24 protein-coding genes are annotated in these 22,956 nt (G+C 54.7%); 3 read left to right on the plus strand and 21 right to left on the minus strand.

What is annotated here, in order from left to right; translation table 11 throughout:
* Nucleotides 1-77 precede the first annotated feature (77 nt).
* Nucleotides 78-1,076: an extracellular solute-binding protein gene (locus tag ACH518_RS21130; RefSeq protein WP_445371525.1), complete on the plus strand. Its 999-nt coding sequence runs from the start codon at nucleotides 78-80 to the stop codon at nucleotides 1,074-1,076.
* Nucleotides 1,076-4,819: an EAL domain-containing protein gene (locus tag ACH518_RS21135; protein ID WP_445371526.1), complete on the plus strand. Its 3,744-nt coding sequence runs from the start codon at nucleotides 1,076-1,078 to the stop codon at nucleotides 4,817-4,819. The genes ACH518_RS21130 and ACH518_RS21135 overlap by 1 nt, the downstream gene beginning before the upstream one ends.
* Nucleotides 4,820-4,823: 4 nt before the next feature.
* Here ACH518_RS21135 and ACH518_RS21140 read toward each other — a convergent pair whose 3' ends face one another.
* The 21 genes from ACH518_RS21140 to serA all read right to left on the minus strand — a co-directional run bounded on the left by ACH518_RS21140 (nucleotide 4,824) and on the right by serA (nucleotide 22,275).
* Entirely contained in the window at nucleotides 4,824-5,663 is an 840-nt protein-coding gene (locus ACH518_RS21140; RefSeq protein WP_140911626.1) for an HlyC/CorC family transporter, read from the minus strand.
* The gene (gene ybeY / locus ACH518_RS21145; RefSeq protein ID WP_140911625.1) at nucleotides 5,660-6,118 is read right to left on the minus strand and encodes an rRNA maturation RNase YbeY; all 459 of its coding nucleotides are present in this window, start codon (nucleotides 6,116-6,118) and stop codon (nucleotides 5,660-5,662) included. Before ybeY ends, ACH518_RS21140 begins: the two co-directional genes overlap by 4 nt.
* Nucleotides 6,115-7,101 carry a PhoH family protein gene (locus tag ACH518_RS21150; protein ID WP_140911624.1) on the minus strand — a complete coding sequence of 329 codons (987 nt, stop codon included), beginning with the start codon at nucleotides 7,099-7,101 and terminating at the stop codon, nucleotides 6,115-6,117. The genes ybeY and ACH518_RS21150 overlap by 4 nt, the downstream gene beginning before the upstream one ends.
* A complete protein-coding gene (miaB, locus tag ACH518_RS21155) occupies nucleotides 7,101-8,456 on the minus strand; it encodes a tRNA (N6-isopentenyl adenosine(37)-C2)-methylthiotransferase MiaB (RefSeq protein ID WP_140911623.1) in 1,356 nt (451 codons plus the stop codon). Before miaB ends, ACH518_RS21150 begins: the two co-directional genes overlap by 1 nt.
* Nucleotides 8,457-8,562: 106 nt before the next feature.
* Nucleotides 8,563-9,291 (minus strand): MBL fold metallo-hydrolase, encoded by a 729-nt coding sequence (locus ACH518_RS21160; RefSeq protein ID WP_278210702.1) that lies wholly within the window; start codon nucleotides 9,289-9,291, stop codon nucleotides 8,563-8,565.
* Between the two features lie 28 nt (nucleotides 9,292-9,319).
* Complete coding sequence (locus ACH518_RS21165; RefSeq protein WP_445371527.1) at nucleotides 9,320-9,934, minus strand: chemotaxis protein; 615 nt, start codon at nucleotides 9,932-9,934, stop codon at nucleotides 9,320-9,322.
* 103 nt (nucleotides 9,935-10,037) lie between these two features.
* Nucleotides 10,038-10,736 carry a 7-cyano-7-deazaguanine synthase QueC gene (gene queC / locus ACH518_RS21170; protein WP_445373023.1) on the minus strand — a complete coding sequence of 233 codons (699 nt, stop codon included), beginning with the start codon at nucleotides 10,734-10,736 and terminating at the stop codon, nucleotides 10,038-10,040.
* Nucleotides 10,720-11,364 (minus strand): 7-carboxy-7-deazaguanine synthase QueE, encoded by a 645-nt coding sequence (queE, locus tag ACH518_RS21175; protein ID WP_445371528.1) that lies wholly within the window; start codon nucleotides 11,362-11,364, stop codon nucleotides 10,720-10,722. The genes queC and queE overlap by 17 nt, the downstream gene beginning before the upstream one ends.
* A gap of 11 nt (nucleotides 11,365-11,375) precedes the next feature.
* Nucleotides 11,376-12,224: a tol-pal system protein YbgF gene (gene ybgF / locus ACH518_RS21180; protein WP_445371529.1), complete on the minus strand. Its 849-nt coding sequence runs from the start codon at nucleotides 12,222-12,224 to the stop codon at nucleotides 11,376-11,378.
* On the minus strand, nucleotides 12,224-12,787 hold the full coding sequence (gene pal, locus ACH518_RS21185; protein WP_445371530.1) for a peptidoglycan-associated lipoprotein Pal: 564 nt from the start codon (nucleotides 12,785-12,787) through the stop codon (nucleotides 12,224-12,226). Before pal ends, ybgF begins: the two co-directional genes overlap by 1 nt.
* Before the next feature lie 63 nt (nucleotides 12,788-12,850).
* Nucleotides 12,851-14,125: a Tol-Pal system beta propeller repeat protein TolB gene (tolB, locus tag ACH518_RS21190; protein ID WP_445373024.1), complete on the minus strand. Its 1,275-nt coding sequence runs from the start codon at nucleotides 14,123-14,125 to the stop codon at nucleotides 12,851-12,853.
* 26 nt (nucleotides 14,126-14,151) lie between these two features.
* Nucleotides 14,152-15,519 carry a cell envelope integrity protein TolA gene (gene tolA / locus ACH518_RS21195; protein ID WP_445371531.1) on the minus strand — a complete coding sequence of 456 codons (1,368 nt, stop codon included), beginning with the start codon at nucleotides 15,517-15,519 and terminating at the stop codon, nucleotides 14,152-14,154.
* Nucleotides 15,520-15,529: 10 nt separating this feature from the next.
* Nucleotides 15,530-15,988 (minus strand): protein TolR, encoded by a 459-nt coding sequence (gene tolR / locus ACH518_RS21200; RefSeq protein WP_445371532.1) that lies wholly within the window; start codon nucleotides 15,986-15,988, stop codon nucleotides 15,530-15,532.
* Nucleotides 15,985-16,662, minus strand: a complete 678-nt coding sequence (gene tolQ, locus ACH518_RS21205) for a protein TolQ (RefSeq protein ID WP_064020548.1) — start codon at nucleotides 16,660-16,662, stop codon at nucleotides 15,985-15,987. The genes tolR and tolQ overlap by 4 nt, the downstream gene beginning before the upstream one ends.
* On the minus strand, nucleotides 16,662-17,078 hold the full coding sequence (gene ybgC / locus ACH518_RS21210) for a tol-pal system-associated acyl-CoA thioesterase (RefSeq protein WP_445371533.1): 417 nt from the start codon (nucleotides 17,076-17,078) through the stop codon (nucleotides 16,662-16,664). The genes tolQ and ybgC overlap by 1 nt, the downstream gene beginning before the upstream one ends.
* Nucleotides 17,075-18,109 (minus strand): Holliday junction branch migration DNA helicase RuvB, encoded by a 1,035-nt coding sequence (gene ruvB, locus ACH518_RS21215; protein ID WP_445373025.1) that lies wholly within the window; start codon nucleotides 18,107-18,109, stop codon nucleotides 17,075-17,077. The genes ybgC and ruvB overlap by 4 nt, the downstream gene beginning before the upstream one ends.
* Nucleotides 18,109-18,711 (minus strand): Holliday junction branch migration protein RuvA, encoded by a 603-nt coding sequence (ruvA, locus tag ACH518_RS21220; RefSeq protein WP_445371534.1) that lies wholly within the window; start codon nucleotides 18,709-18,711, stop codon nucleotides 18,109-18,111. Before ruvA ends, ruvB begins: the two co-directional genes overlap by 1 nt.
* Nucleotides 18,708-19,205, minus strand: coding sequence for a crossover junction endodeoxyribonuclease RuvC (gene ruvC / locus ACH518_RS21225; protein WP_140911611.1), 498 nt, complete (start codon nucleotides 19,203-19,205; stop codon nucleotides 18,708-18,710). The genes ruvA and ruvC overlap by 4 nt, the downstream gene beginning before the upstream one ends.
* A gap of 31 nt (nucleotides 19,206-19,236) precedes the next feature.
* Entirely contained in the window at nucleotides 19,237-19,986 is a 750-nt protein-coding gene (locus ACH518_RS21230; protein WP_445371535.1) for a YebC/PmpR family DNA-binding transcriptional regulator, read from the minus strand.
* 67 nt (nucleotides 19,987-20,053) lie between these two features.
* Nucleotides 20,054-20,695, minus strand: coding sequence for an HAD-IB family phosphatase (locus tag ACH518_RS21235; RefSeq protein ID WP_140911609.1), 642 nt, complete (start codon nucleotides 20,693-20,695; stop codon nucleotides 20,054-20,056).
* Nucleotides 20,692-22,275 (minus strand): phosphoglycerate dehydrogenase, encoded by a 1,584-nt coding sequence (gene serA, locus ACH518_RS21240; protein WP_445371536.1) that lies wholly within the window; start codon nucleotides 22,273-22,275, stop codon nucleotides 20,692-20,694. Before serA ends, ACH518_RS21235 begins: the two co-directional genes overlap by 4 nt.
* A 93-nt stretch (nucleotides 22,276-22,368) precedes the next feature.
* On the opposite strand from serA, the gene ACH518_RS21245 reads away from it, so the two are divergent.
* Entirely contained in the window at nucleotides 22,369-22,857 is a 489-nt protein-coding gene (locus ACH518_RS21245) for a TlpA disulfide reductase family protein (RefSeq protein ID WP_445371537.1), read from the plus strand.
* The last annotated feature ends 99 nt before the right edge of the window (nucleotides 22,858-22,956 follow it).

The following is a 22,956-nucleotide window of genomic DNA, read 5'->3' on the forward strand; positions in this document are numbered from 1 at the left end:
GGCATCTTCGTCAATCGAGCATAAGCCCCTGCACTCTTATGGCACCACGCTTTCGATTCGCCGCCACCATCGCTGTTATGGCGATTATTTGTGCGCTCTGCCCAGCGACCGCAGCGGCAACGGAAGTCTTGCGAGTGTTGGCCTGGGACGGTTATGCCGACGCCGATACTGTCCGCGAATTCGAACACCGCTACGCCGCCAAGGTGGAAGTGACTTACGCCAATTCCGACGACGACCTGTGGTATAAGATCAACCATGCCGCCTACGACGTGTTTGCAGTCAACACGGCCGAACTGCAGCGCTATATCGACCGGAATTTAGTGCAAGCGCTCGATCCCAGCCGGCTTACCAATCATGCCCGGCAACTGCCGCGTTTTCGCGATCTGGCGGCAATTCCAGGTTTGGTTCGGCAGGGGCAGGTGTTCGCAATTCCCTACACCTATGCGGAAATGGGCTTGATCTACAACCGCAAGATCATTGCCGAACCACCACAATCGATGGCCGCAATGTGGGACCCTGCCTACCGTGGCCGGGTCCTGGCATTTAACACCAGCAACCATAATTTCTCGTTGGTCGGACTATTGCTGGGCGCCGGCAATCCGTTTCGACTCTCAGATGGCAATCTGACGGAAGCCGCGCGCGAACTGGCGAAATTACGCCGCAACGTGCTGACCTTTTATTCGACGGCAGAACAAGCGGTCCAGCTGTTTATGCGCCACGATGTCGCACTGGTGTTCGGCAATTACGGCAGCCAGCAACTGAAAGCCTTGCGCGACGCCGGCGCCGATGTCGGCTATCTGATTCCGCAAGAAGGCGCGCTGGCTTGGCTGGATTGCTGGGCGATTACCCGCAACGCACCCAACCCGGCATTGGCCGAACAATGGATTGATTACACGCTGGAACCTGCCGTCAGCGAACGCCTCAGTGCCCGTCACGGCTTGGCAAACACCATCTCCGCCCACCCCGACACCGAATCCGGGCAAAAACTGATTTGGCTGGAACCCGTCGCCAATCCGGACCTGCAAAAACAGCTGTGGGATCGCGTTATTTCCGGCGAACCGCCCGAGGCGTTTTGATGAAGGCAAGCGTCGGGATCAAACTAGGATTCTGGCTAGCCTTGCTGGGTACCGTTTCCACCGGCCTGACCGGTTATTACGTCTACGACCGCAGCCGCCAGCTGCTGGTCGGCACCGCGCAAACACAGTTGCTAAGCACCGTCCAGGGCTTATCGTTCCGCTTCGGCGATGCGTTGGCCGCCACCGCAAAAGACGCCAAAACGCTGGCGAACCTCAAGCTATGCCGAGAAATCGCCTTGGCAAATCCCGCCAGCCAGCTCGACGCCGCGAAAGCCGAATTAGCCGACCTGTTTTCGGCATTGCTGAAAAGTCACCCGGAATACAGCCAAGTCCGGCTGATCCATGCCCAGCGTTACGGCAAGGAACTGGTCCGCGTCGACCGGGACCAAGACGGCGTACAGATCGTTCCGGAGGCGCAGTTGCAGGAAAAGAACCATTTTCCGTACGTGTTCGAAACCTTGCATTTAGCCAGCGCCGATGAAATTTACGTCTCCGAGATCAATTTAAACCAGGAACTTGGCTCCCACCAAGGTTTCGGCAAGCCCACGGTACGCATCGCGCTACCGATTTCATCGCCGGCAGGCACTCACATCGCGTTGCTGGTTATCAATGTCGACCTCGACGGCTTATTTGCGCTGATTAGCCGCCGGCTGCCACCTCACACCCAATTGCTACTGAGCAACGGCAACGGCGATTATCTGATCCACCCCGACAAAACCAAGACCTTCGGCTTCGAGAACGGCCGTCGTTTCCAGATTCAGAACGATATTCCCGAAATCGAAGGCGTGTTGCACGGCGAGCGGAATTTGGCGGTGTTCGCGACCGGCGCCGAGCGAACCTTGGCGCCGTCGTCATTAGCGGCCTTCGTCAAATTACCGCTAGACCCGTATAACCGACGCTTCGCGCTACTGGGTATTTACACCCCCTTGGCCGAGGTATTGACCGGCAGCCACTTGCTGGGCTGGAAAGTGGTGGAGATCACCGCGATCTTCAGCCTGTTGGCCAGCGTAATTTCGTTGGTATTGGCCAGAATACTGGCCAAACCGCTAGATCAGATGACCCAGGCCGTCAGTCGGTTTCGGCTTGGCCAAAGCTTGGAAGCCGTTCCAATCGATCGCCACGACGAAATCGGTTATCTGGCGAAAAATTTCGTCGCCATGACCGGGCAACTGAACAACCAAGTGGCCGAGCTATATGCGTCCGAAGCGAAACTGCACGCCATTTTGGATAATGCACCGGTCGGAATTTGGTTAATTGACGCAAACCGGCAATTTTCCTTCGCCAACAAAACCTTTTGCGACCACCTCGGATTGGCGGAAAACCAAGTTATTGCCAACCCGGATTTGGCTGAGTCGCTAGGCGAGGAATTGGCATCGCGGTTTAACGCCGCCGACCAGGACTGCCTGAACGGAGCAGAACCGGCTCACCAGTCGTTGGAACGCATGACATTCGCGGACGGCAAACGCCGGGTGCTGCAAATCACCCGCGCCCGTCTGCGAGATATCGACGGCAAGCCGGCCGGAGTGATCGGTATCGCCATGGACATTTCCGACCGCCAGCAGGCGGCGGACCGGGAACGCGCCCATAATCACGTCCTGGAGTTGATCGCCAAAGGCGCACCACTGGCCGGAATCCTGGAAGCCGTGGTTCTAGCCGTCGAAACCCAGAATCCCGATCTGCTGTGCTCGATATTATTGCTGGATAACGACGGCAAACAATTGCATATTGCCGCCGCCCCTCATCTGCCGGCTTTTTACCATCGGACTATCGATGGCATGCCGGTCGAAAACGGCGTCGGATATTGCGATACCGGGGCCTACTCAGGCGAGCGCATTGTCGTTGAAGACATTCAGCAACATCCCTACTGGGCACCTTTTCGCGAATTGGCCGCTCAAGCCGGACTTGGCGCCTGTTGGTCCGAACCGATTCACGACACCGCTGGCAAATTGTTGGGCTGTCTGGCTATTTATCAACACAAGCCGGGGGCACCGAGTGCCGATGATTTGCTGGCCATAGAACAAGCTGCCAATCTGGCCGGAATCGCCGTGGACCGCAGCCGCAGCAACGAAGCCTTGCAATTGGCGTCGCTGGTGTACCAGAACAGTAGCGAAGCAATGGCCGTGATGGATGCCGACTGCGCCATCATCACGGTAAATCCGGCCTTTACCGAATTGACCGGATACACGCTGGCCGAGGTCGCGGGCCGGAGCCATGCGATCCTAAATTCGAATCGGCAGAGCGAACAATTTTACCAAGCCATGCTGCAAGCGATTGGCAGTAGCGGCCACTGGAAAGGCGAACTGTGGAATCGGCGCAAGAACGGCGAGATCTTTGCCGAACTGCTGACCATCAACACCATTTTCAATGTCGACGGCAGCCCGCACCGACGAGTGGCGATGTTCTCCGATATTACGCAGAAAAAACAATCCGAAGAATTGATTTGGACTCAGGCCAATTTCGATCCGTTGACCGGGTTGCCCAACCGCCGCATGTTCCATGACCGACTGGAACAGGAAACCAAAAAATGCCAACGCAACGGACTGCCGTTGGCACTGATTTTTATCGATCTGGACCGTTTCAAGGAAGTCAACGACAGCTTGGGCCACGACATGGGCGACATGCTGTTGAAAGACGCCGCCTTACGCTTGAGCCGCTGCGTACGAGAATCGGACACGGTGGCGCGTCTCGGCGGCGACGAATTTACGATGATACTGTCGGAACTGGATGATATCGCCAGCGCCGAACGCGTCGCACAAAGTGTGCTGCGCACTCTGGCAGCCCCTTTTCAACTCAAAAACAAAGTCGCTTATTTGTCGGCCAGCGTCGGCATTACTCTGTATCCGCGGGACGCCGAGAAGATCGATGCGTTAATCAAAAACGCCGACCAGGCCATGTACGCCGCCAAGCAGCAAGGCCGCAACCGCTATTGTTATTTCACGCCGGCGATGCATGCCGCGGCCCAAAAACGGATGTTGATTGCCGGCGATTTACGGAGCGCACTGGCAACTGGACAATTCCAGCTGTATTACCAGCCTATCGTCGAACTGGCTTCCGGCAGAATATTGAAAGCCGAAGCTCTATTGCGTTGGCACCATCCCGAGCGCGGGCAAATCAATCCCACCGAATTCATCCCGATCGCGGAGGATAACGGCTTGATCGTCGAGATCGGGAACTGGGTGTTCGAGCAGGCGGCGCGGCAGGCCAAGCGCTGGCGGGAGCTTTACCATCCCGAGTTTCAAATCAGTATCAACAAGTCGCCTGCGCAATTTTACGGTAGCCAAGTACATGACGAATGGTTAAGCCAACTGCGGGCTTTGGGATTGGCCGGGCAAGGCCTGGTCGTGGAAATTACCGAGGGTCTACTACTGGATGCCAGCAACGTGGTCCGCAATAGCCTGCAAGCATTTCGCGAGACCGGCATGCAGATAGCGCTCGACGACTTCGGCACCGGTTATTCGGCATTGGCTTATCTGAAAAAATTCGATATCGATTATTTGAAAATCGACCGCTCCTTCGTCGCCAATTTAGCCCCGGACTCGAGCGACATGGCGTTATGCGAAGCCATCATCGTCATGGCGCACAAGCTGGGCATGCAAGTCGTCGCCGAAGGTCTGGAAACCGAAAACCAACTCCGTTTGTTGCTCGAATCCGGCTGCGACTTCGGCCAGGGCTACCACTTTTCGCAGCCGTTGCCGGCCGAGGATTTCGAGGGTTATTTGAGCGCGGCCGTGCGGCCGGATTGAACGCTTATTTGATTTTAAGTTTCAACAGATGCACGCGGCGGTTATCGGCGCGCAAGACCTCGAAACAAAAATCGCCGATTTCGACTTTTTCGCCTTTCTTCGGAAAATGCTCCAGGCGTTGCACGATCAAACCGCCGATGGTGTCGTATTCGTCATCGGCCAAATCGGCGGAAAAATAATCGTTGAATTCTTCGATCGGCGTCAACGCGTTCAAAATGAATTCTTTTTCGCCCCGCTGAGAAATAAATTCCTGAACCTCGTCATCGTCGTGCTCATCCTCGATTTTGCCAACGATTTGTTCCAGCACATCTTCAATGGTGACCAAGCCGGCGGCATTACCGTATTCGTCGACCACGATCGCCATGTGGTTGCGCTCGGTACGAAATTCTTTCAATAGCACGTTCAGGCGTTTGCTCTCCGGCACCAGGTTAACCGGTCGCATCACGTCTTCCACTTTCAGAGATTTATCGCGCAAGGCATGAGCCAACAGGTCCTTGGCTAACAGAATACCGACCACTTTGCTGCGGTCTTCTTCGATGACGGGAAAACGAGAATGGGCAAATTCGACGACGAGCGGAAAGATGGTTTCCAGTTCGGCCTCGCGCGGCACTACCACCATCTGCGAACGCGGGATCATGATGTCTCTGACCCGCATCTCCGCCACATGCATAACGCCTTCCATCATGGACAGCGCGTCGGAATCGAGTAAATGTTTTTCTTGCGACTCTCTTAATATCTCCAGCAAGTCTTCCTGATCTTGCGGCTCCCCACTCAGAAAATGGCCGATGCGTTCGATCAGGCTTTTCTGATGGGGCTGGCTACTCGGGGGGTTACCATCGCTCATTGCTTACTATCCTCCAGATAGGGATTGGCTATGTTTAATCGGCTTAGAATGTCAATTTCCAGCGCTTCCATTTGTTCCGCGTCTTGCTCTTCGATGTGGTCATACCCTAGCAAATGCAATACGCCGTGTACAGTGATATGCGCCCAATGGTGGTCGGGTAATTTACCCTGTTCCGCCGCCTCGTGCGCGATCACCGGCGCGCAGATCACCAGGTCGCCCAGCAAATCGAGCTCCACGCCCGGCGGCGCTTCGAACGGAAAGCTGAGGATATTGGTCGGGCCGGATTTGTGCCGGTATTGGCCGTTCAATTCGGCGCTTTCGGCTATGTCTACCAGGCGAATCGTCACTTCGCTGTCGCGTTCGAAACCGGACAAGGCGGCATCGACCCAGGTTTGGAATTGCCCCGCGTCGGGGTGGACCGATTCGGTGGCAATCTGCAGATCGATATAGTTCACGGCTTGTTGTTGCCCTGTTCCAGTTCGTAGCGGTCGTAAGCGGCAACGATGCGTTGCACCAAAGGATGCCTGACCACGTCGCGCACGCCGAAAAAGGTAAAACTGATCCCTTCCACGTCTTTCAACACTTTCAACACATGCTTCAGGCCGGACATTTTTTCGCTGGGCAAGTCGATCTGGGTTACGTCACCGGTAATCACCGCCGTCGAGCCGAAACCGACCCGAGTCAGAAACATCTTGATCTGCTCTACCGTGGTATTTTGGGCTTCGTCGAGAATAATGAAGGAATCGTTCAGAGTTCTGCCGCGCATGAAGGCCAACGGCGCAACTTCGATGACGTTTTTTTCCAGCAGCTTCTCGACCCGCTCGAAACCGAGCATGTCGTATAAAGCGTCGTACAACGGCCGTAAATAAGGATCGACCTTCTGCGCCATGTCGCCGGGCAGGAAACCCAACTTCTCGCCGGCCTCCACCGCCGGCCGCACTAGAACGATTCGCCGCACAGTCTCGTTTTGCAAGGCTTCCACGGCACAAGCTACCGCCAGATAGGTTTTGCCGGTGCCGGCCGGGCCGACGCCGAAATTGATGTCGTGGCTGAGAATCTTGCGCAAATAATCCTGCTGATTATGGCCGCGGCCTTTAATCACGCCGCGCTTGGTCCGGATCGCCACCGGCTCGTGATTGGCCGCCGGCTGCAACAGTTGGTCGATGCTGGCATCCTGCAAACTAAGATGTACCTGCTCCGGGGTAATTTCTTCGCGCTCCGTCATTTCGAACAGCTTTTGAATCACCGCGCAAGCCGCTTTCACTGCAGCATCGACGCCGGTGACCCGAAAATGATTGCTACGGTTGGCAATATCCACATGCAGGCGCTGCTCGATCTGGCGGATATGGCTATCGAGTTGACCGCAGAAATTGGACAGGCGCTGGGCGTCGTCCGGCAACAGCGTGATTTCTTGGGAAAAATGCGAGGTATTCAACACTAGGCGGTCTGTCTGACTTTTTCGATGGAAGATTCCGACACGCGGCCGCGCAAAGAATTCGGCAACGCTTCGGTGATCAAGACGTCGACGAATTGGCCGATCAGGCGCGGATGGGCAGCAAAATTGACCACCCGGTTATTCTCGGTACGCCCGGTCAGATGCAACGGGTTTTTCTTGGAAACGCCTTCCACCAACACGCTTTGCACCGTGCCGACCATCGATTCCGAGATCGCCATGAACATCTGGTTCAAGCGTTCTTTCAGGCGTTGCAGGCGCTGTTCCTTGACTTCCATGCTGACGTCGTCGGCAAAATTCGCGGCCGGCGTGCCGGGTCTGGCGCTAAATATGAAACTGTAGGAAAAGTCGAAGCCGACTTCCTCGATCAGCGCCATCGTATCTTCGAAATCCTGGTCGGTTTCGCCGGGAAAACCGATGATGAAATCCGACGACAAACTGATTCCCGGCCGCACGGCTTTGATCTTGCGCATGATTTCCAGGTAATCCTCGCGCCGGTGGCCGCGTTTCATTTCGGCCAGAATCCGGTTGCTGCCGCTTTGCACCGGCAGATGCAGGTGATTGACCAGCTGCGGGATCTCGGCGAAGGCTTCGATGATGTCGTCGGTGAATTCCAAGGGATGCGAGGTGGTAAAGCGAATGCGGTCGATGCCGTCGACGGCGGCGACACAGTGCAACAATAACGCGAAGCTGGCGATGTCGCCGTCTTCCATTGCGCCGCGGTAGGCGTTGACGTTCTGGCCCAACAGATTGATCTCGCGCACGCCTTGCTTGGCCAGCGTTTCGATTTCGGCAATCACATCGTTGAGCGGCCGGCTGACTTCCTCGCCGCGGGTGTAGGGTACGACGCAATAAGTGCAATATTTGCTGCACCCTTCCATCACCGACACAAAGGCTTTCGGACCTTCAGCGCGCGGCTCCGGCAGGTTGTCGAATTTTTCGATTTCCGGGAACGAGATGTCGACCACATGTTTGTCGCCGCTGCGCGCCTGATTCAACAGCTCCGGCAGACGATGCAGGGTTTGCGGACCGAACACGATGTCGACGTAGGGCGCACGCTTCTGTATCGCCGCCCCCTCCTGACTGGCGACACAACCGCCGACGCCGATAATCACGTCAGGGCGCTTGTCTTTGATTTTTTTCCAACGCCCCACCGCGGAAAATACTTTCTCCTGGGCTTTTTCCCGGATGGAACAGGTATTCAGCAACAACACGTCAGCCTGTTCGGGGATATCGGTCAATTCCAAACCGTGCGATGCTTGCAGTACGTCCCGCATTTTGTCGGAATCGTACTCGTTCATTTGACAGCCGTTAGTCTGTATATAAAGTTTTTGCGCCATGCTTGATGAGATACTCCAGCTCCTCTCACTAACAAAAAACCCCCGTCTCGCGACAGGGGCTTGATAACGGCTGGATTATAAACCCAATTGTCGGCAAATGCTTGTTTTATACGGCAATACCCACCTGTAACGCCTCGAACCAATCCAGGAAACGTTTGACATCGTCGCCCTTGAACATCCGGCCGTGTTGCGGCGCCAGAATTTGCACATCCAGTTTTCTGACCCGCTCCAACCAGGCCCGTTTGGCTTGGTTGGACGGCATCCAACGCTGGTGGAAAAAGCGCATTTTCTCGATATGGGCATCGAAATTATCGACGAAAACCGGCGCATCGGAAGCCTCCAGTGCCGCGCCGACATCGCCCGACATCAAAATCTTGGCCTGCGGATCGTAAATATGAAAGTTGGCCGACGAGTGCAGATAGTGTGCCGGCACGATTTGCAGCTCGACGCTGCCGAGATTGATCGTGCCGCCATGGTCGGGAATCGGCACATACTCGATTGTTTCGCAACCGAAATGGCGTAAAAAGCCCTCCCACAACTGGGCCGCATGCAATTTGGCGTTCGGCAAGGCTTGGTCCCACAAACCCAAAGACGAAATAATATCCGGGTCCTGGTGCGAGGCGAATAAATCGGTGATTTCTTCGACCGGCGCGTGGTGCAAAACCGCCGCCAGCATCGGCGCGAACAGCTCGATGCCGCCGGGGTCCATCAATAAACAACGATCGGCAGTGCGCACCATGTATTGGTTGGTATCAATGATCTTCTCCGGCCGGTGCGGATCGCGGCCGAACATTATCCATTGATGTGCGCCTTCGTAAATTTTGGTCATTTTCATGCGATATACCTCGTGCTGCCGAACTGTGCTAATCGGCGAGATTGATAACGGTCAATGCGCTGCGACAGCGATGAACTTTGTCGTTAATGATCTGGGCCGCGTTATCGACGCTCTCGGCAACCGCTTGCAAGCTCTGCAGATATTCGCCGGCTTGCGACGCTTCGATTCGGGAATTGGCGGCGATCACCCGCGCCGCGCGAGCCGGATGCATCACTTCGGCCAGTTTAACCAGCAATTCTTCGACATGGATTGTGAACTCGCGACGCCCGGCCTGAGCTTTTTGTCTGGCCTGCTGCAATGGTCCCTTCAAGGATTCGGCATACCGAGCCCCCACAGCCAGTCGCTCGACATTTTCGAAACGTTCGCAGGCTTCGGCTAAACGCTGTTCGTTGACCGTTAGCCGGTACAGGACAAACGCGTAATCGTTGATGTTGTTGACCAACTCGATGGTGCCCTTAGCCAATTCGTTAATAAAATCGGTGATGGGCTGAAAGCCTTTGGCTTTTTCTCCGGCGCGAAAGGCGATGGCTTTGGCGTTGGCCGCAGCCAACGATATTTCCTTAGCCACCTCCATCACGGCACTCAATTCGGCGGCGATGGACGCCACCGCCACGAACTGGGATTTGGTTTGTTTGACTTGCATGTGGCGAAACCTCTTGCGACTGACTCCGTCTGACCATGCAAAGCTTAGCCGACAAATTCCAGCGCGCGAATTTCAGTTTCGATAAATGCGCGCCGATACGAATTTAGCGGGGCTGATAGCGGGTCGGATCAAGGACGCCGGCCGCCTCAAACCCAGCCGTACGCAACCGACAGGCGTCGCATACGCCGCAGGCCCGGCCTTCGCTGTCGGCAGAATAACAGGAAACGGTCGCGGCATAATCGACGCCCAAGACCATACCTTGCCGGATAATCTCGGCCTTGCTCAAGGCAATCAACGGCGTGTGGATCTGAATTTTATGGCCTTCGACGCCGGCCTTGGTGCCGAGGTTGGCCATATCCTGGAACGCCTTGATGAATTCCGGCCGACAATCGGGATAACCGGAATAATCCACGGCATTGACGCCGATAAACACATCGTGTGCGTTCAACACCTCGGCCCAACCCAAGGCAAACGCCAGGAAAATAGTGTTTCTGGCCGGAACGTAGGTCACCGGAATACCGGCTTGCGGCGAAGTCGGCACATCGATATTGGCGTCGGTCAGTGCCGAGCCGCCGATCGAACTCAATCCCAAATTGATGATCTTATGGGCCGCGACTTGATAGTGGCCGGCAATGTTTCTTGCCGCTTCCAGTTCCGCGTTGTGGCGTTGGCCGTAATCGAAACTCAACGCATGACAGACAAAGCCTTGCCGCTGAGCCAGCGCCAACACCGTGATCGAATCCAATCCGCCGGACAACAAAATCACCGCCGGCTTGCCGCTGAAATTATTTTCCTCGCGCATCATTCCACAAATATTTATGCAATTGAATTTGAAATCTGACCGTTAACTGGTCGGCCAGAATTCGCTCAGCCAATTCGGTCGGCGGCATTACTCCCATCACCGGCGAAAACAACACTTCGCAACGCTGCGCCAATCGGAAATGCGCCACTTGTTGTTTGGACCATTCGTAATCGGCAGCATCGGCAATAACGAATTTCACTTGATCGTGCGGCAACAGAAAATCGAGATTGCGGTAAAGGTTGCGCTGCATTTCGCCGGAACTGGGCGTTTTCAAATCGATAACCTTGACGACTCTGGAGTCGACCGCCGCCACATCCAAAGCACCACTGGTCTCCAGAGAGACCGAATAACCGGCGTCCGCCAGTTGTACCAACAACAACTGGCATCCGGGTTGAGCCAGCGGCTCGCCGCCGGTCACGGTCACGTAACGGGTGTTATAGCGCCTTATCTCGGCGAGGATATCCGCAATAGCGAGTTTCTCGCCGCCACTAAAGGCGTAAGCGGTATCGCAGTAAGAACAGCGCAACGGACATCCGGTCAGGCGCACGAATACCGTGGGGATACCAACCGTATTGGTTTCCCCTTGCAACGAATAAAAAATCTCGGTGATGCGTAACTGTTGGTCCATCCGCCGACCGGCTATTGCGACATTTGCGCCAGCTTTTTCTCGGCCAAATGCGCAGCGGTGGTTCCCGGATAACTGGTGGTTACTCGAGTCAAATAATCGCGGGCTTTTGCGGTGTTTTGCAGTTCGAATTCGATATAGCCCAATTTCAACAAGGCGTCAGGCACTTTCGAACTGTTCGGATATTGGCTGACCACTTTGTTGAACGCAGCTCGGGCGGCATCGAATTCGCGATTGATTTTATAAGCCTCTGCCAGCCAATACTGGGAATTATCGGCGAACTCGCCGGCCGGAAAATCTTTCAGCAGCTCCTGAAACATTTTTACGGCTTGGGCGTTGTGACCGTTACGCAACGTGTCGTAGGCCGTTTGGTAGCGCTCTTTTTCGTTACCGGAAACCGTTGTTGCAGCGGGCTTGATATCAGCTACCGGCGCCGGCTGAACTGCGGGCGTTGCCGCCGGAGCAGCAGGCGTCGCGGAAGCGGCCGGAACGGTTGCAGCGACTGACGGAGCCGCCGTTTGCACGGCAGCCGCAGGTGCCGCCGCTGCGTCCGGCTGACCGACCGCAGGTTGGGTCGCAGCCGGCTGACCAGCGGTCGATAGAGCCTGCATCCGCTCATCCAGATCGGAATACATATTGTTTTGTTTGCGTTGCAAATCGGCGATGGTTTGCGACTGCTCTTCAACCATGCCGCGCAATTGTTGCACTTCCGACTGTAACTGCTCGAGCCGTCCCAGGACTTCGAATATCGCGTTATCGCTGGGTGCTGCCGGATAGGCACCGGCACTATTGACCGGCGCTGCCGATGCCGAGACGGCCAACCCCAGACTCAATCCCATTGCCAGAAGTGCGCGCTTAGCCATTATTGGTAACCGACTTCGACCCGGCGGTTCATTTGCCAAGCGGATTCGTCGTGGCCCGATACCGCCGGTTTTTCTTCACCGTAACTGACGACTTCCAATTGCGACGCGGTGACGCCCTGCGAGCGCATCATTCTTTCCACCGATTTGGCACGTTGCTCGCCCAAGGCGATGTTGTATTCGCTGGAACCGCGCTCGTCGGCATGGCCGGACAGAATGACGTGTTGGCTCGGATGCGAGGCCAGATAACGGGCATGGGCGGCAACAATCGGCACGTAATCCTGTTTGACTTGGCTGCTGTCCAACTCGAAATAAATGATCTGTTTGGACAACGGATTATTCGGGTCGCTGAACTCCGGGCCCAAATTCGAACCTGAGCCGGAACCGAAGCCGTTGCCGGAACCAAACTGGCTGCCGGACATCGAGCCGTCGTTGTAACCGCTGGTCGAAGCGTCGGTACCTTGGGTGGAATCGGCCAAGCTGCCTTCTTCGTCGGTTGAACTGCAACCGCTGGCAATCAACACGGCGCTCATCGCCAAAGCCAAATAGGTTTTATTGAATCTCATCAAGTCTCTCCAAAAATAAATAAAAATCAGGTAGCTATAGTTTGAGGGTTATCGGCCTTGCAATCAAGGCGCCCAAGCCGGTTCGCGCACGCCGCCACTCTCGAATGCCAATTTTTGTTGCATCGCGCCGTCGGTCGACACCACCGATAACGCCGATTTGCCGCCACGGGTCGCCGCAAACAGAATCATGCTGCCGTTTGGGGCAAAACTGGGCGATTCGTCGAGATTGCCTTCGCTCAACACGTTTACGGTACGCGACGCCATATCCATTACTGCGATCCGGTAACTGCCGCCATTGGCGGTGACCATGGCCAAACTTCTGCCATCCGCCGAGAATCGGCCTCTGGCGTTGTAATCGCCTTGAAAGGTCAAACGGCTGGCTTTACCGCCGGACGCAGGCATGCTGTAGAGTTGCGGCTTGCCGCCCATGTCCGAGGTAAACACGATCGTCGAACCGTCCGGAGACCAAGTCGGTTCGGTGTCGATCGACAAGCCGCTGGTCAAGCGGGTCAAGGCCCGGCTAGCCAAAGTCAGCACGTAAACATCGGGACTGCCGTCTTTGGACAAGGTAACCGCCAACCGGCTGCCGTCCGGCGAAAACGCCGGCGCGCCGTTAATGCCAGGGTAGGCGGCAACACTCTCACGTTGACCAGTAGCCAAGGTCTGCACCCAAATCTCGGAACGCTTGGTATGGAACGAAACGTAGGCGATTTTGCTGCCGTCCGGCGACCAAGCCGGTGCCATGATCGGCTCGGGAGATTCCGCTATCGTCCGCGGGTTGTAGCCGTCGGCATCGGCGACTTGCAGCATGTACTGTTTGCCGCTACCGCGGGATACGCTGGTAACGTAAGCGATACGGGTATTGAACGCACCCTTGCGTCCGGTCAGTTTTTCGTAAATCAAATCGCTGATGTGGTGCGCGGCGCGGCGCAATTCGTTGGCTCCGGCAGTCAGCCGGTAACCCATCAGCAATTGGCCGTTGTGCACGTTGAATAAGTAAAACTGGATATTAAAGCTATTGCCGTTACCGACGACTTGGCCGATGGTCATGTAGTCCTGGCCCAACACCTGCCAGTCCCGGAAATTTACCTTTTCCGGCTCGCTGGGCTTGGTCAACATATCGTCTTCGGCCAGGGTTTTGAAAAAACCGCTACCGGCCAAGTCGGAACTGACTACATCGGACAGTTTTACGTTGCCGATAGAACCTTGTTGGGCAAATGGGACAATCGCGATAGGCACGGCGGTTTGCGAGCCCTTGGTGATTTCGATAGTCAAACCGGCCGCCTGGGCCACCGATAGCAATGAGGCAATGAAGCCGCCGATTAAAACTCTGTTGATTAGCATCATTCTATGGGTTCCGTGGTTTATTCCGGTTTAAACGATAAATTGAAAACTCGGTACTTTTGGTTGAATAGTATTTTGTCTTGTGGCACCGGCAGCGGCGAGGCTTTTCTGACCGCATTTTCCGCCGAACGGTCGAATATCGGGTCGCCACTACTGCCGACAACCACCGCATCCATCACGTCGCCGCTGGGCAGCAATTTTACCTGAATTGTACATTTCAAGCCTTGTGCGGCCCCCATCGGCCGAATCCACGCGCCTTCGGTTTTGCTTTTGATTAACCCATTCAAGCGGGCTTCCTCGGCCGCAGCAGCAGCCAGGCGCTCCTGTTCGGCTTTCGCAGCAGCGGCAGCGGCCTCGGCGGCTTGGCGTTCTTTCTCGGCCTTTTCGGCGGCGGCTATTGCCGCTTGGCGTTCTTGCTCGGCTTTCGCCTTGGCTGCAGCTTCCGCGGCTAATTTGGCTTGGCGTTCTTTTTCGGCCTTGGCTTTGGCTTCCGCTTCTGCGGCAAGTCGTTCTTTCTCGGCCTTTTCCGCCGCTAATTTAGCCTGGCGATCCTTTTCGGCCTTATCCGCTTTTGCCTTGGCTTCGGCTTCGGCGGCTTGTTTGGCTTTCTCTGCCGCCAGCGCGGCCTGTTTTTCCTTCTCGGCCCGGGCTTTTTCTTCAGCTAACTGCTTTTCTTTTTCCGCCTTGGCTTGTTGCGCCTGTTCCTCGCGTTTGGCTTCCTCGGCTTTTTGTTGCTGCAGCTTTTTCTGTTCCAGAGCCTTTTGTTCCTGAAGCTTCTTTTCCTGCTCCAATTTTTTTGCTTCGGCTTCCTGTTGCTTTTGTTTTTCCAACTGCTTTTGTTTCTCGGCTTCCTTTTGCCTTTCCAGCTCGGCCTGTTTCTGCTTTTCGGCTACTTCCTTTTGCTTGTCCAATTCGGCCTGCTTCTGTTTTTCCGCGGCTTCCCTGGCTTTTTTTTCCTCCAGAGCCCGCCGTTCCTTGGCCTCCTCCAACTTTTTTTCCTCTTCCCTGCGCTTGGTTTCTAGCGCTTCCTGGCGCTTTTGTTCAGCCTGGGCCTCCTGCTTACGCTTTTCGGCGGCTTCCAAGGCTTTCTGCTCTTCCAATACCCGCTGCTTTTTTGCCTGCTGCAGGGCTTGTTCCTCGACCTTGCGCGCTTCTTCCAAATGCTGCTGGCGCTCGACTTCAGCCTGCCGTTTATTTTCTTCGTTTTGCTTCAGACGCTCGGCTTCGGCATCGATTGCCGCACCATCGAGTACGGTAGCCTCGATAATTTCGGCCGGAGGCGCAGTTTGAGCATTATCGCTATCGGTCAGGAAGCTGATACTGAACAGCAGCACAATTAGTATGTGCAGTGCCACCGCCAAAACAAACGAAGGTTTGAAATTTCTCATGATTCTGACGTTATTTGCTCTCGGGCGGCGGCGAAGTCATCAAGCCCACTTTCGGCGCACCGGTTTTTTTCAGTTCCACCATGACCTTGACAATACTACCGTAGTCGACTTCATGGTCGCCGCGCACGTAAAGCTGCGCCTTCGGGTTGTTCCGGAACACCGCTGCCACCCGGGTTTTGACGGTGTCGACATCGACCGGGGAATCCGCTTCTTCATCGCCGTTACCGATGTCGACATACAGGCTGCCGTCTTTTTTAATCGAAACGATGACCGGGGCCTGGTCTTGCAAGTCGACCGATTCGGCTTCGGCTTGCGGCAAATCGACATCGACGCCGGTTTGCACCAGCGGCGCCGTGATCATGAATATCATCAACAGCACGAAAGTAACGTCGATATAAGGTACGACGTTAATTTCCGCCATCGGTCCGCGTCGTTTACGCGATTTACGGTTGCTGCCGCCTACGTTCATTTGCTGTGCGCCTGTCTTTGCAGAAGGACGACGAATTCGTCGATAAACAACTCGTAACGGCCGGCCAAACGGTCCAGCCGGGTCGAGAAGCGGTTGTAGGCGATAACAGCCGGAATCGCGGCAAACAAACCGATTGCGGTGGCGATCAGCGCTTCGGAAATGCCAGGTGCGACGTTTGCTAGGGTGGCATTTTTAATTTCGCCCAAAGCCCGGAACGAATTCATGATGCCCCATACGGTACCGAACAGGCCGATATAAGGACTGGTGGAGCCGACCGTTGCCAGGAACGGCAGGGTTTCGTCCAACCGGTCCAATTCGCGAGCCAGCTCGATACGCATCGCCCGCTGCGCGCTTTCGACCTGAACCACCGGCTCGACGTCACCTTTTTGGCGCATTCTGGCAAATTCGCGGTAGCCGGCCAGAAAGATTTTTTCGATCCCTTCCGGCTCGAAACGGTCGCTGGACATTTTTTTGTACAACTCCGCCAGACCGACGCCGGACCAGAACTCGTCCTCGAAATCGTCGGTGATCTCGATAGCCTGTTTCAACTCTTTCCGTTTGGAGAAAATGAAAGTCCAAGAAGCAATCGACGCCGACAGCAGTATGAACATGACAAACTGCACGACAAAACTGGCTTCTTTGACCAGTGTCAGAATGGATAAATCGGTATTCATCAGCTTAATTGTTCCAAAATAACGGTGGGAATTGGTTTGGGTTTCATGGTTTGCGCATCGAGACAGGCGATCCTGACCTCCCCGGCACACAGAATTTGTTGTTGGCGGGTAACGGCCTGTTCAAAAGTAAGGTTGGTTTTTTTGATTTCAATGACTTTGGCGCTGACCGCCAATTGTTCGTTAAATCGGGCCGGTTTCAGATACTCAATCTTGACCGAGCGCACTACAAAAATAACGCCTTGCTCGGCAGTCAATGCGTCTTGTTCGAATCCGTAACTGCGCAAAAATTCGGTTCGGGCCCGTTCGAAAAATTTAAGGTAGTTTGCGTAGAATACGACACCGCCGGCATCGGTATCCTCGTAATACACCCTGACCGGCCAGTTGAATTCCGCGGCATTGAACAGTCCTAACGTCATAGGCTAAAAATATCGTCGCTACCTGGCGCGCTTTTGGGCTGAGGCAAACCGAAATGGCTGTAAGCCTTGTGCGTGGCGACACGGCCTCGCGGCGTGCGCATGATGAATCCCTGCTGCAGTAAATACGGCTCTAATACATCCTCAACCGTACCACGCTCTTCGCTGATAGCCGCTGCCAATGTATCCAAACCCACTGGACCACCCTGGAAATTTTCGATCATCGCCAGCAGCAATTTGCGGTCCAGCATATCGAAGCCTTGCGGATCAATTTTGAGCATTTCCAGAGCCTGAGAGGCAATTTCGCGCGTCACCACGCCGCTCGCTTTCACCTCGGCAAAATCACGCACCCGGCGCAACAAACGATTGGCAATGCGCGGCGTGCCGCGTGAACGGCAGGCAATTTCATCTGCACCGCCGCCATCCATGCCGATACCTAACATTTGTGCGGACCGTTTGACGATACTGGACAGTTCCTCGACAGTGTAGAACTCCAAGCGCTGAACGATACCGAAGCGATCGCGCAATGGCGAAGTCAATAATCCAGCACGAGTAGTGGCACCGATCAACGTAAACGGCGGCAGATCCAGCTTGATCGAGCGCGCGGCAGGGCCTTCGCCTATTATAATATCAATCTGGTAGTCTTCCATAGCCGGATACAGCACCTCCTCCACCGCAGGATTCAGCCTGTGGATCTCGTCGATGAACAAGACATCGTGTGCCTGCAAATTGGTCAATAAAGCCGCCAAATCTCCGGCTTTATCCAGCACCGGCCCGGAGGTCTGCCGAATATTGACGTTCATTTCGGTGGCTACGATATTGGCCAACGTAGTTTTACCCAGTCCGGGCGGTCCGAATATCAGCACATGATCCAACGCTTCGGCACGGCTGACTGCTGCCTGTATGAAGATTTCCATTTGTTGGCGCAATTCGCACTGGCCGACGTAATCTTTCAAGCGTTTCGGCCGAATCGCCCGATCGACTCTTTCCTCGTCGTTACTGCCCAGCGCAGTGACCAAACGGTCGTTTTCTATCATTTAACCGCTCCGCGCAGTGCCGCGCGAATGATATCTTCGCAACTGCTATCGTCGCCGGCAACGGCCTGGGCCATCCGCGCCGCATCCTGCGGTTTGTAGCCCAACGCGCACAACGCGCTGATGGCCTCCTGTTTCGCAGACTCTTTGGCGACATAGGTTTGGCCACCACCCGAATCGCGCGCGCTAAATTTGTTTAGGTCCGGCAAGCGCCCGCGCATCTCCACGATCAAGCGTTCGGCGGTCTTTTGGCCGACGCCGGGCAAGCGCACCAAGGCCTTGACGTCATTGTCGTCGATACAGCGGTAAAACGCCTCTGTCGTCTGTCCGGACAATATGGTCAACGCCAATTTGGGTCCTATCCCGTTAACTTTGATCAGCGCCCGAAACAAACTTCTCTCGCCTTCGCTGACAAAACCGAACAAAATATGCGCGTCTTCCCGTACGATCAAATGGGTATGTAAGCGGACTTCCTCCCCCAGCGCCGGCAAATCGTAAAAGGTATTCATCGGTGCTTCGACTTCATAGCCAACGCCGTGCACGTCCAGCAATAACTGCGGCGGCGCCTTGTGGATCAGCTTGCCACGCAAAAAACCGATCACGCCCCCACCTGCTGCAGGCGTTTCGCGGTTTCCTGGTAATGGCTATGGCAGAGACTGACAGCCAACGCATCGCTGGCATCGATTTGTAGCTCGCCTTGAATATTCAACAAAATTTTCACCATATGCTGCACTTGCAACTTGTCTGCGTTGCCTTTGCCGACCAGCGCCTGTTTGACTTGCCGAGCGGCATATTCAAACACCGGTAGCTGCCTGTTCATCGTCGCGCAAATTGCCGCTCCGCGGGCTTGGCCGAGCTTCAAGGCCGAATCGGCGTTCTTGTGCATGAAAACCTGCTCGATCGCCATCTGCTCCGGACTATACAACTCTATAATCTGGCTCACGCCATCGAAGATTTGTTGCAACCGCTCCGGAAAATTATCGGACTGCACCCGAATGCAACCGCTAGCCAAGTATTTGACGCCGCGCGGCGAGGTTTCGACCACGCCGTAACCGGTAATTCTCGAGCCGGGGTCTATGCCTAGTATCCTGACCAATCGCTTAACCGCCGCTTAATGTCAAAGCAGATTAACCGATCACGGCCATAATTTCGTCGCTGATGTCGGCATTCGAATAGACATCTTGGACGTCATCCAAATCTTCCAAGCGGTCGATCAACTTCAGCATTTTCTCAGCAGCCTCGGCGTCTAACTCGGTTTTAGTGTCGGCATGCATTGTGACTTCCGCGCTTTCCGGCTCCAATCCAGCAGCGACCATGGCTTCTTTGACATTCAGATAATCCTCCGGCGCCGTAAACACATCGATCGACCCGTCGTCGTTGCTCACGACATCCTCGGCCCCCGCCTCCATCGCCGCTTCCATCACCGCATCTTCATTTACCTCGTCGGAAAAACTGATAATGCCGACCTTACGAAAAAGATATGCCACGGAACCGTCCGTACCCAAGTTGCCGCCATGCTTGGAAAAAGCGTGTCGCACGTCGGCTACGGTGCGATTACGATTGTCGGTCAGGCAATTGACCATGACCGCGGTGCCGCCGGGGCCATAACCCTCATAGCGCACGTGTTCGTAATTATCGCCGTCGAGTGCGCCGATGGCTTTTTTGATGGTGTTATCAATGGTGTCCCGCTTCATGTTGGCACCAAGCGCCTTGTCGATAACCGCGCGCAAGCTGGGATTATTGGCAACGTCGCCGCCACCCGGACCTTTGGCCGCTACAGTAATTTCCCGGATCAGTTTGGTAAAAATCTTGCCCCGTTTGGCGTCTTGCGCACCTTTACGATGCTTGATATTCGCCCACTTACTATGCCCTGCCATTGTATCTCTCTGAATCCTTTAAAAATTCGCCGATTTTACCATCGCAAACCCGGCTTATCGAGCTTCGTTATAGCACGTGCGGTAAAACGGCCGTTAGCGACGCATCGGCGACGTAGCAATCCGCTTGTTCTTCCACCAAAGGCCGGCGGACCACGCCACCAAACCCGATCATATAAGCACCGGCCTGCTTAGCCTCCAGATCGGTCTTGCCGTCACCTATCATCACCAAGGCTGAATGGTGCATTCTAAGCCTTCTGCAGACTCTAGCCTTGCCGCCGCTGACGGCTAACGGCGAATGCCGGGCAAAATCCGAATACCCGCCGTCGGCGTCGAACTCGATATCGACCGCATGCACGTGCTGCTCCGGAATCCCCAGCCGTTCCGCCAACGGCAAAATCGCTTGCCGCAATCCTCCGCTGATAATATGGATTTGTTTGGCATTCGCTTGTAACGCGGCAACGGTTTCGGCAACGCCGTCGACCAACTCGGAAATGTACAAGGCGGCCAACCAATCTATCGCCGCTTTGTCCGGTTTGATCAATTCCAAGCGTTTGGCATAAACCTCTTCCAACGCCAATTCGCCATTCATCGCTGCATCTGTCAACGCCGCCACTTCATCGAATATCCCATTACGCCGGGCCAACTCGTCTATACCTTCGATCCGGCTCAAGGTACTGTCACAATCAAAACAGACTACATCAAAACTCATAATACGATTTGCCTCGCCGCATGCACTGCCGGCACTTCGCATACTGCTTTCAATACTTGTTCGTTCAAAGGGTCGGAAACGCTGATCACCATCATCGCCAATTGGTTTTGGTCGGCGATACTGACCTGCATCCGGGTGATATTGATATTGGCCGCGCCCAATATCGAACTGATCGCCGCAATCACACCGGGTTTGTCGTCATGCCGGGTAATCAACAACGCCCCCTCCGGCACGACTTCGATTTCGAAGTGGTTGATACCGACCAACCGGGGATGCTGATGTCCGAGCAAGGTACCGGACAGAGATACTTCCTTATCCGCACAATGCCCGGTGATTTTAATCAACGATTGATAGCCTTCAGCGTATTCGGTCTGTGATTCAACCAGCGCAACACCCTGGCGTTTGGCGATATTTTCGACGTTGACCCGGTTGACTGGAGTCGAAAGCTGACCTTTAAACAAACCTACCATGGCTTCCGCCGATATCGGCCTGATTTTGACTTGGGCCGCTTTACCGAAAACGGCAACATCCAGTTTTTCGATCGGCCGGTCGATTAAACCCACCAAGACCTTACCCAGAATATTCGCCAGGTTCATAAATGGCTGCGCCTCGTTCAGCTCTTCGGCTGACAGTCTAGGTAGATTCAAGGCATTAACCGCTTCGCCGGTTTGCAGGTACTTGACAACTTGACGCGCAATTTCGACACTGACTGCAATTTGCGCTTCTTTGGTGGACGCCCCAAGGTGAGGAGTAAACACAATATTATCCAAACTCAACAAAGGGGAATCGGCCGGTGGCTCGTTTTCATAAACGTCCAAGGCCGCGCCGGCAATACGCCCTTCCTTTAACGCGTCGTATAACGCCGCTTCGTCGACCAAACCACCACGGGCGCAATTAATCAGTCTTGCCGACTTCTTCATCATGGCCAATTGTTGGTGGCCGATAATATTTTTAGTTTTTTCTAATAACGGACAATGTAGCGTCAAATAATCTGCCTGTTTAAGCAACGTATCCAGATCGACCATTTCCGCACCGTGTTTAGCGAAAACATCGGGGGCAACATAAGGATCGTAAGCAATTACCCGCATGCCTAAGCCATGTCCTCGTTGGGCGACGATCCGGCCGATCGTACCGAAACCCAAAATAGACAGCGTCTTGTGGGCAATCTCGGCACCCATCAGCTTGGCCCGCTCCCACTTTCCTTGTCGAACCGAGAGATTGGCCGCAGGCAGATTCCGGCTTAACGAGAAGATATGGGCGATCGCCAATTCCGCCGTGGTGGTCGCGTTCGCATCCGGCGTATTCATTACGATAACACCCTGTTCGGTAGCAGCCGCTAAATCGACGTTATCGACTCCAATACCCGCTCGTCCAACCACTTTTAACTTGGTCGCACACTGTAAAACCCGCCTCGTGACCTGGGTATCGCTTCTGATCAGCAATGCATCGTATTCGGCAATCAATTCGCATAATTCATCTTCATCCAATCCGGTCTGAATATGAATTTGAATGCCTTCTTGAGCATTCAAAAAATTAACGCCGTCTTCCGCGAGCTTGTCGGAAATCAGAATTTTTTTCATCACAGAAACCACGATTGATGGGCAATTCGGCCATTTTAGCAGCTTTGTTATAATCGCCCCAAGACCAATCAAGTCGTCCCGAATTTAACGCCTATGCAACTAAAACCCGCACTTGGTGCAATTGTCGCTGTGAGCATGTTGGCGATAGTTTTTTGGCAACAAACTCATTTAGACCCCAAAGCCCCCGATGCCGAATTCACCACGCTAAGTGGCGAGCAAATTGTGCTCCGAGAATTGGGGGGCCAACCGGTATTGATCACATTTTGGGCGACCGACTGCCGGGCCTGTATCGAAGAAATCCCGGATTTAATCGCTTTGCACCAACAATTCGCCCACAAGGGTTTGCAAATAATTGCGGTAGCGATGCCTTACGACATTCCCAGCCGAGTAAAGCAGTTGAGCGAAATGCGGAAATTGCCGTATACAGTAGCCTTGGATATCGAAGGCGTCCATGCGAGGGCCTTTGGAGATGTATCGTTGACGCCCAGCAGTTTTTTGATTGACCGGGAAAGGAATGTCGTTTCTCGGGTGACTGGTCGATTCAATTTAGCTGACTGGCGAGCACGAATTGCCGCAATGTAGTCGAATTGAACGACTCTCTAGGCGGATTAGCAGCCTTACGTGTCCCGTACCTGGATTGAGCCATCGCATACTGCAGCTTGCCTGGCGCACGCAGCTGTG

The sequence above is a fragment of the Methylomonas sp. HW2-6 genome, assembly GCF_052474525.1.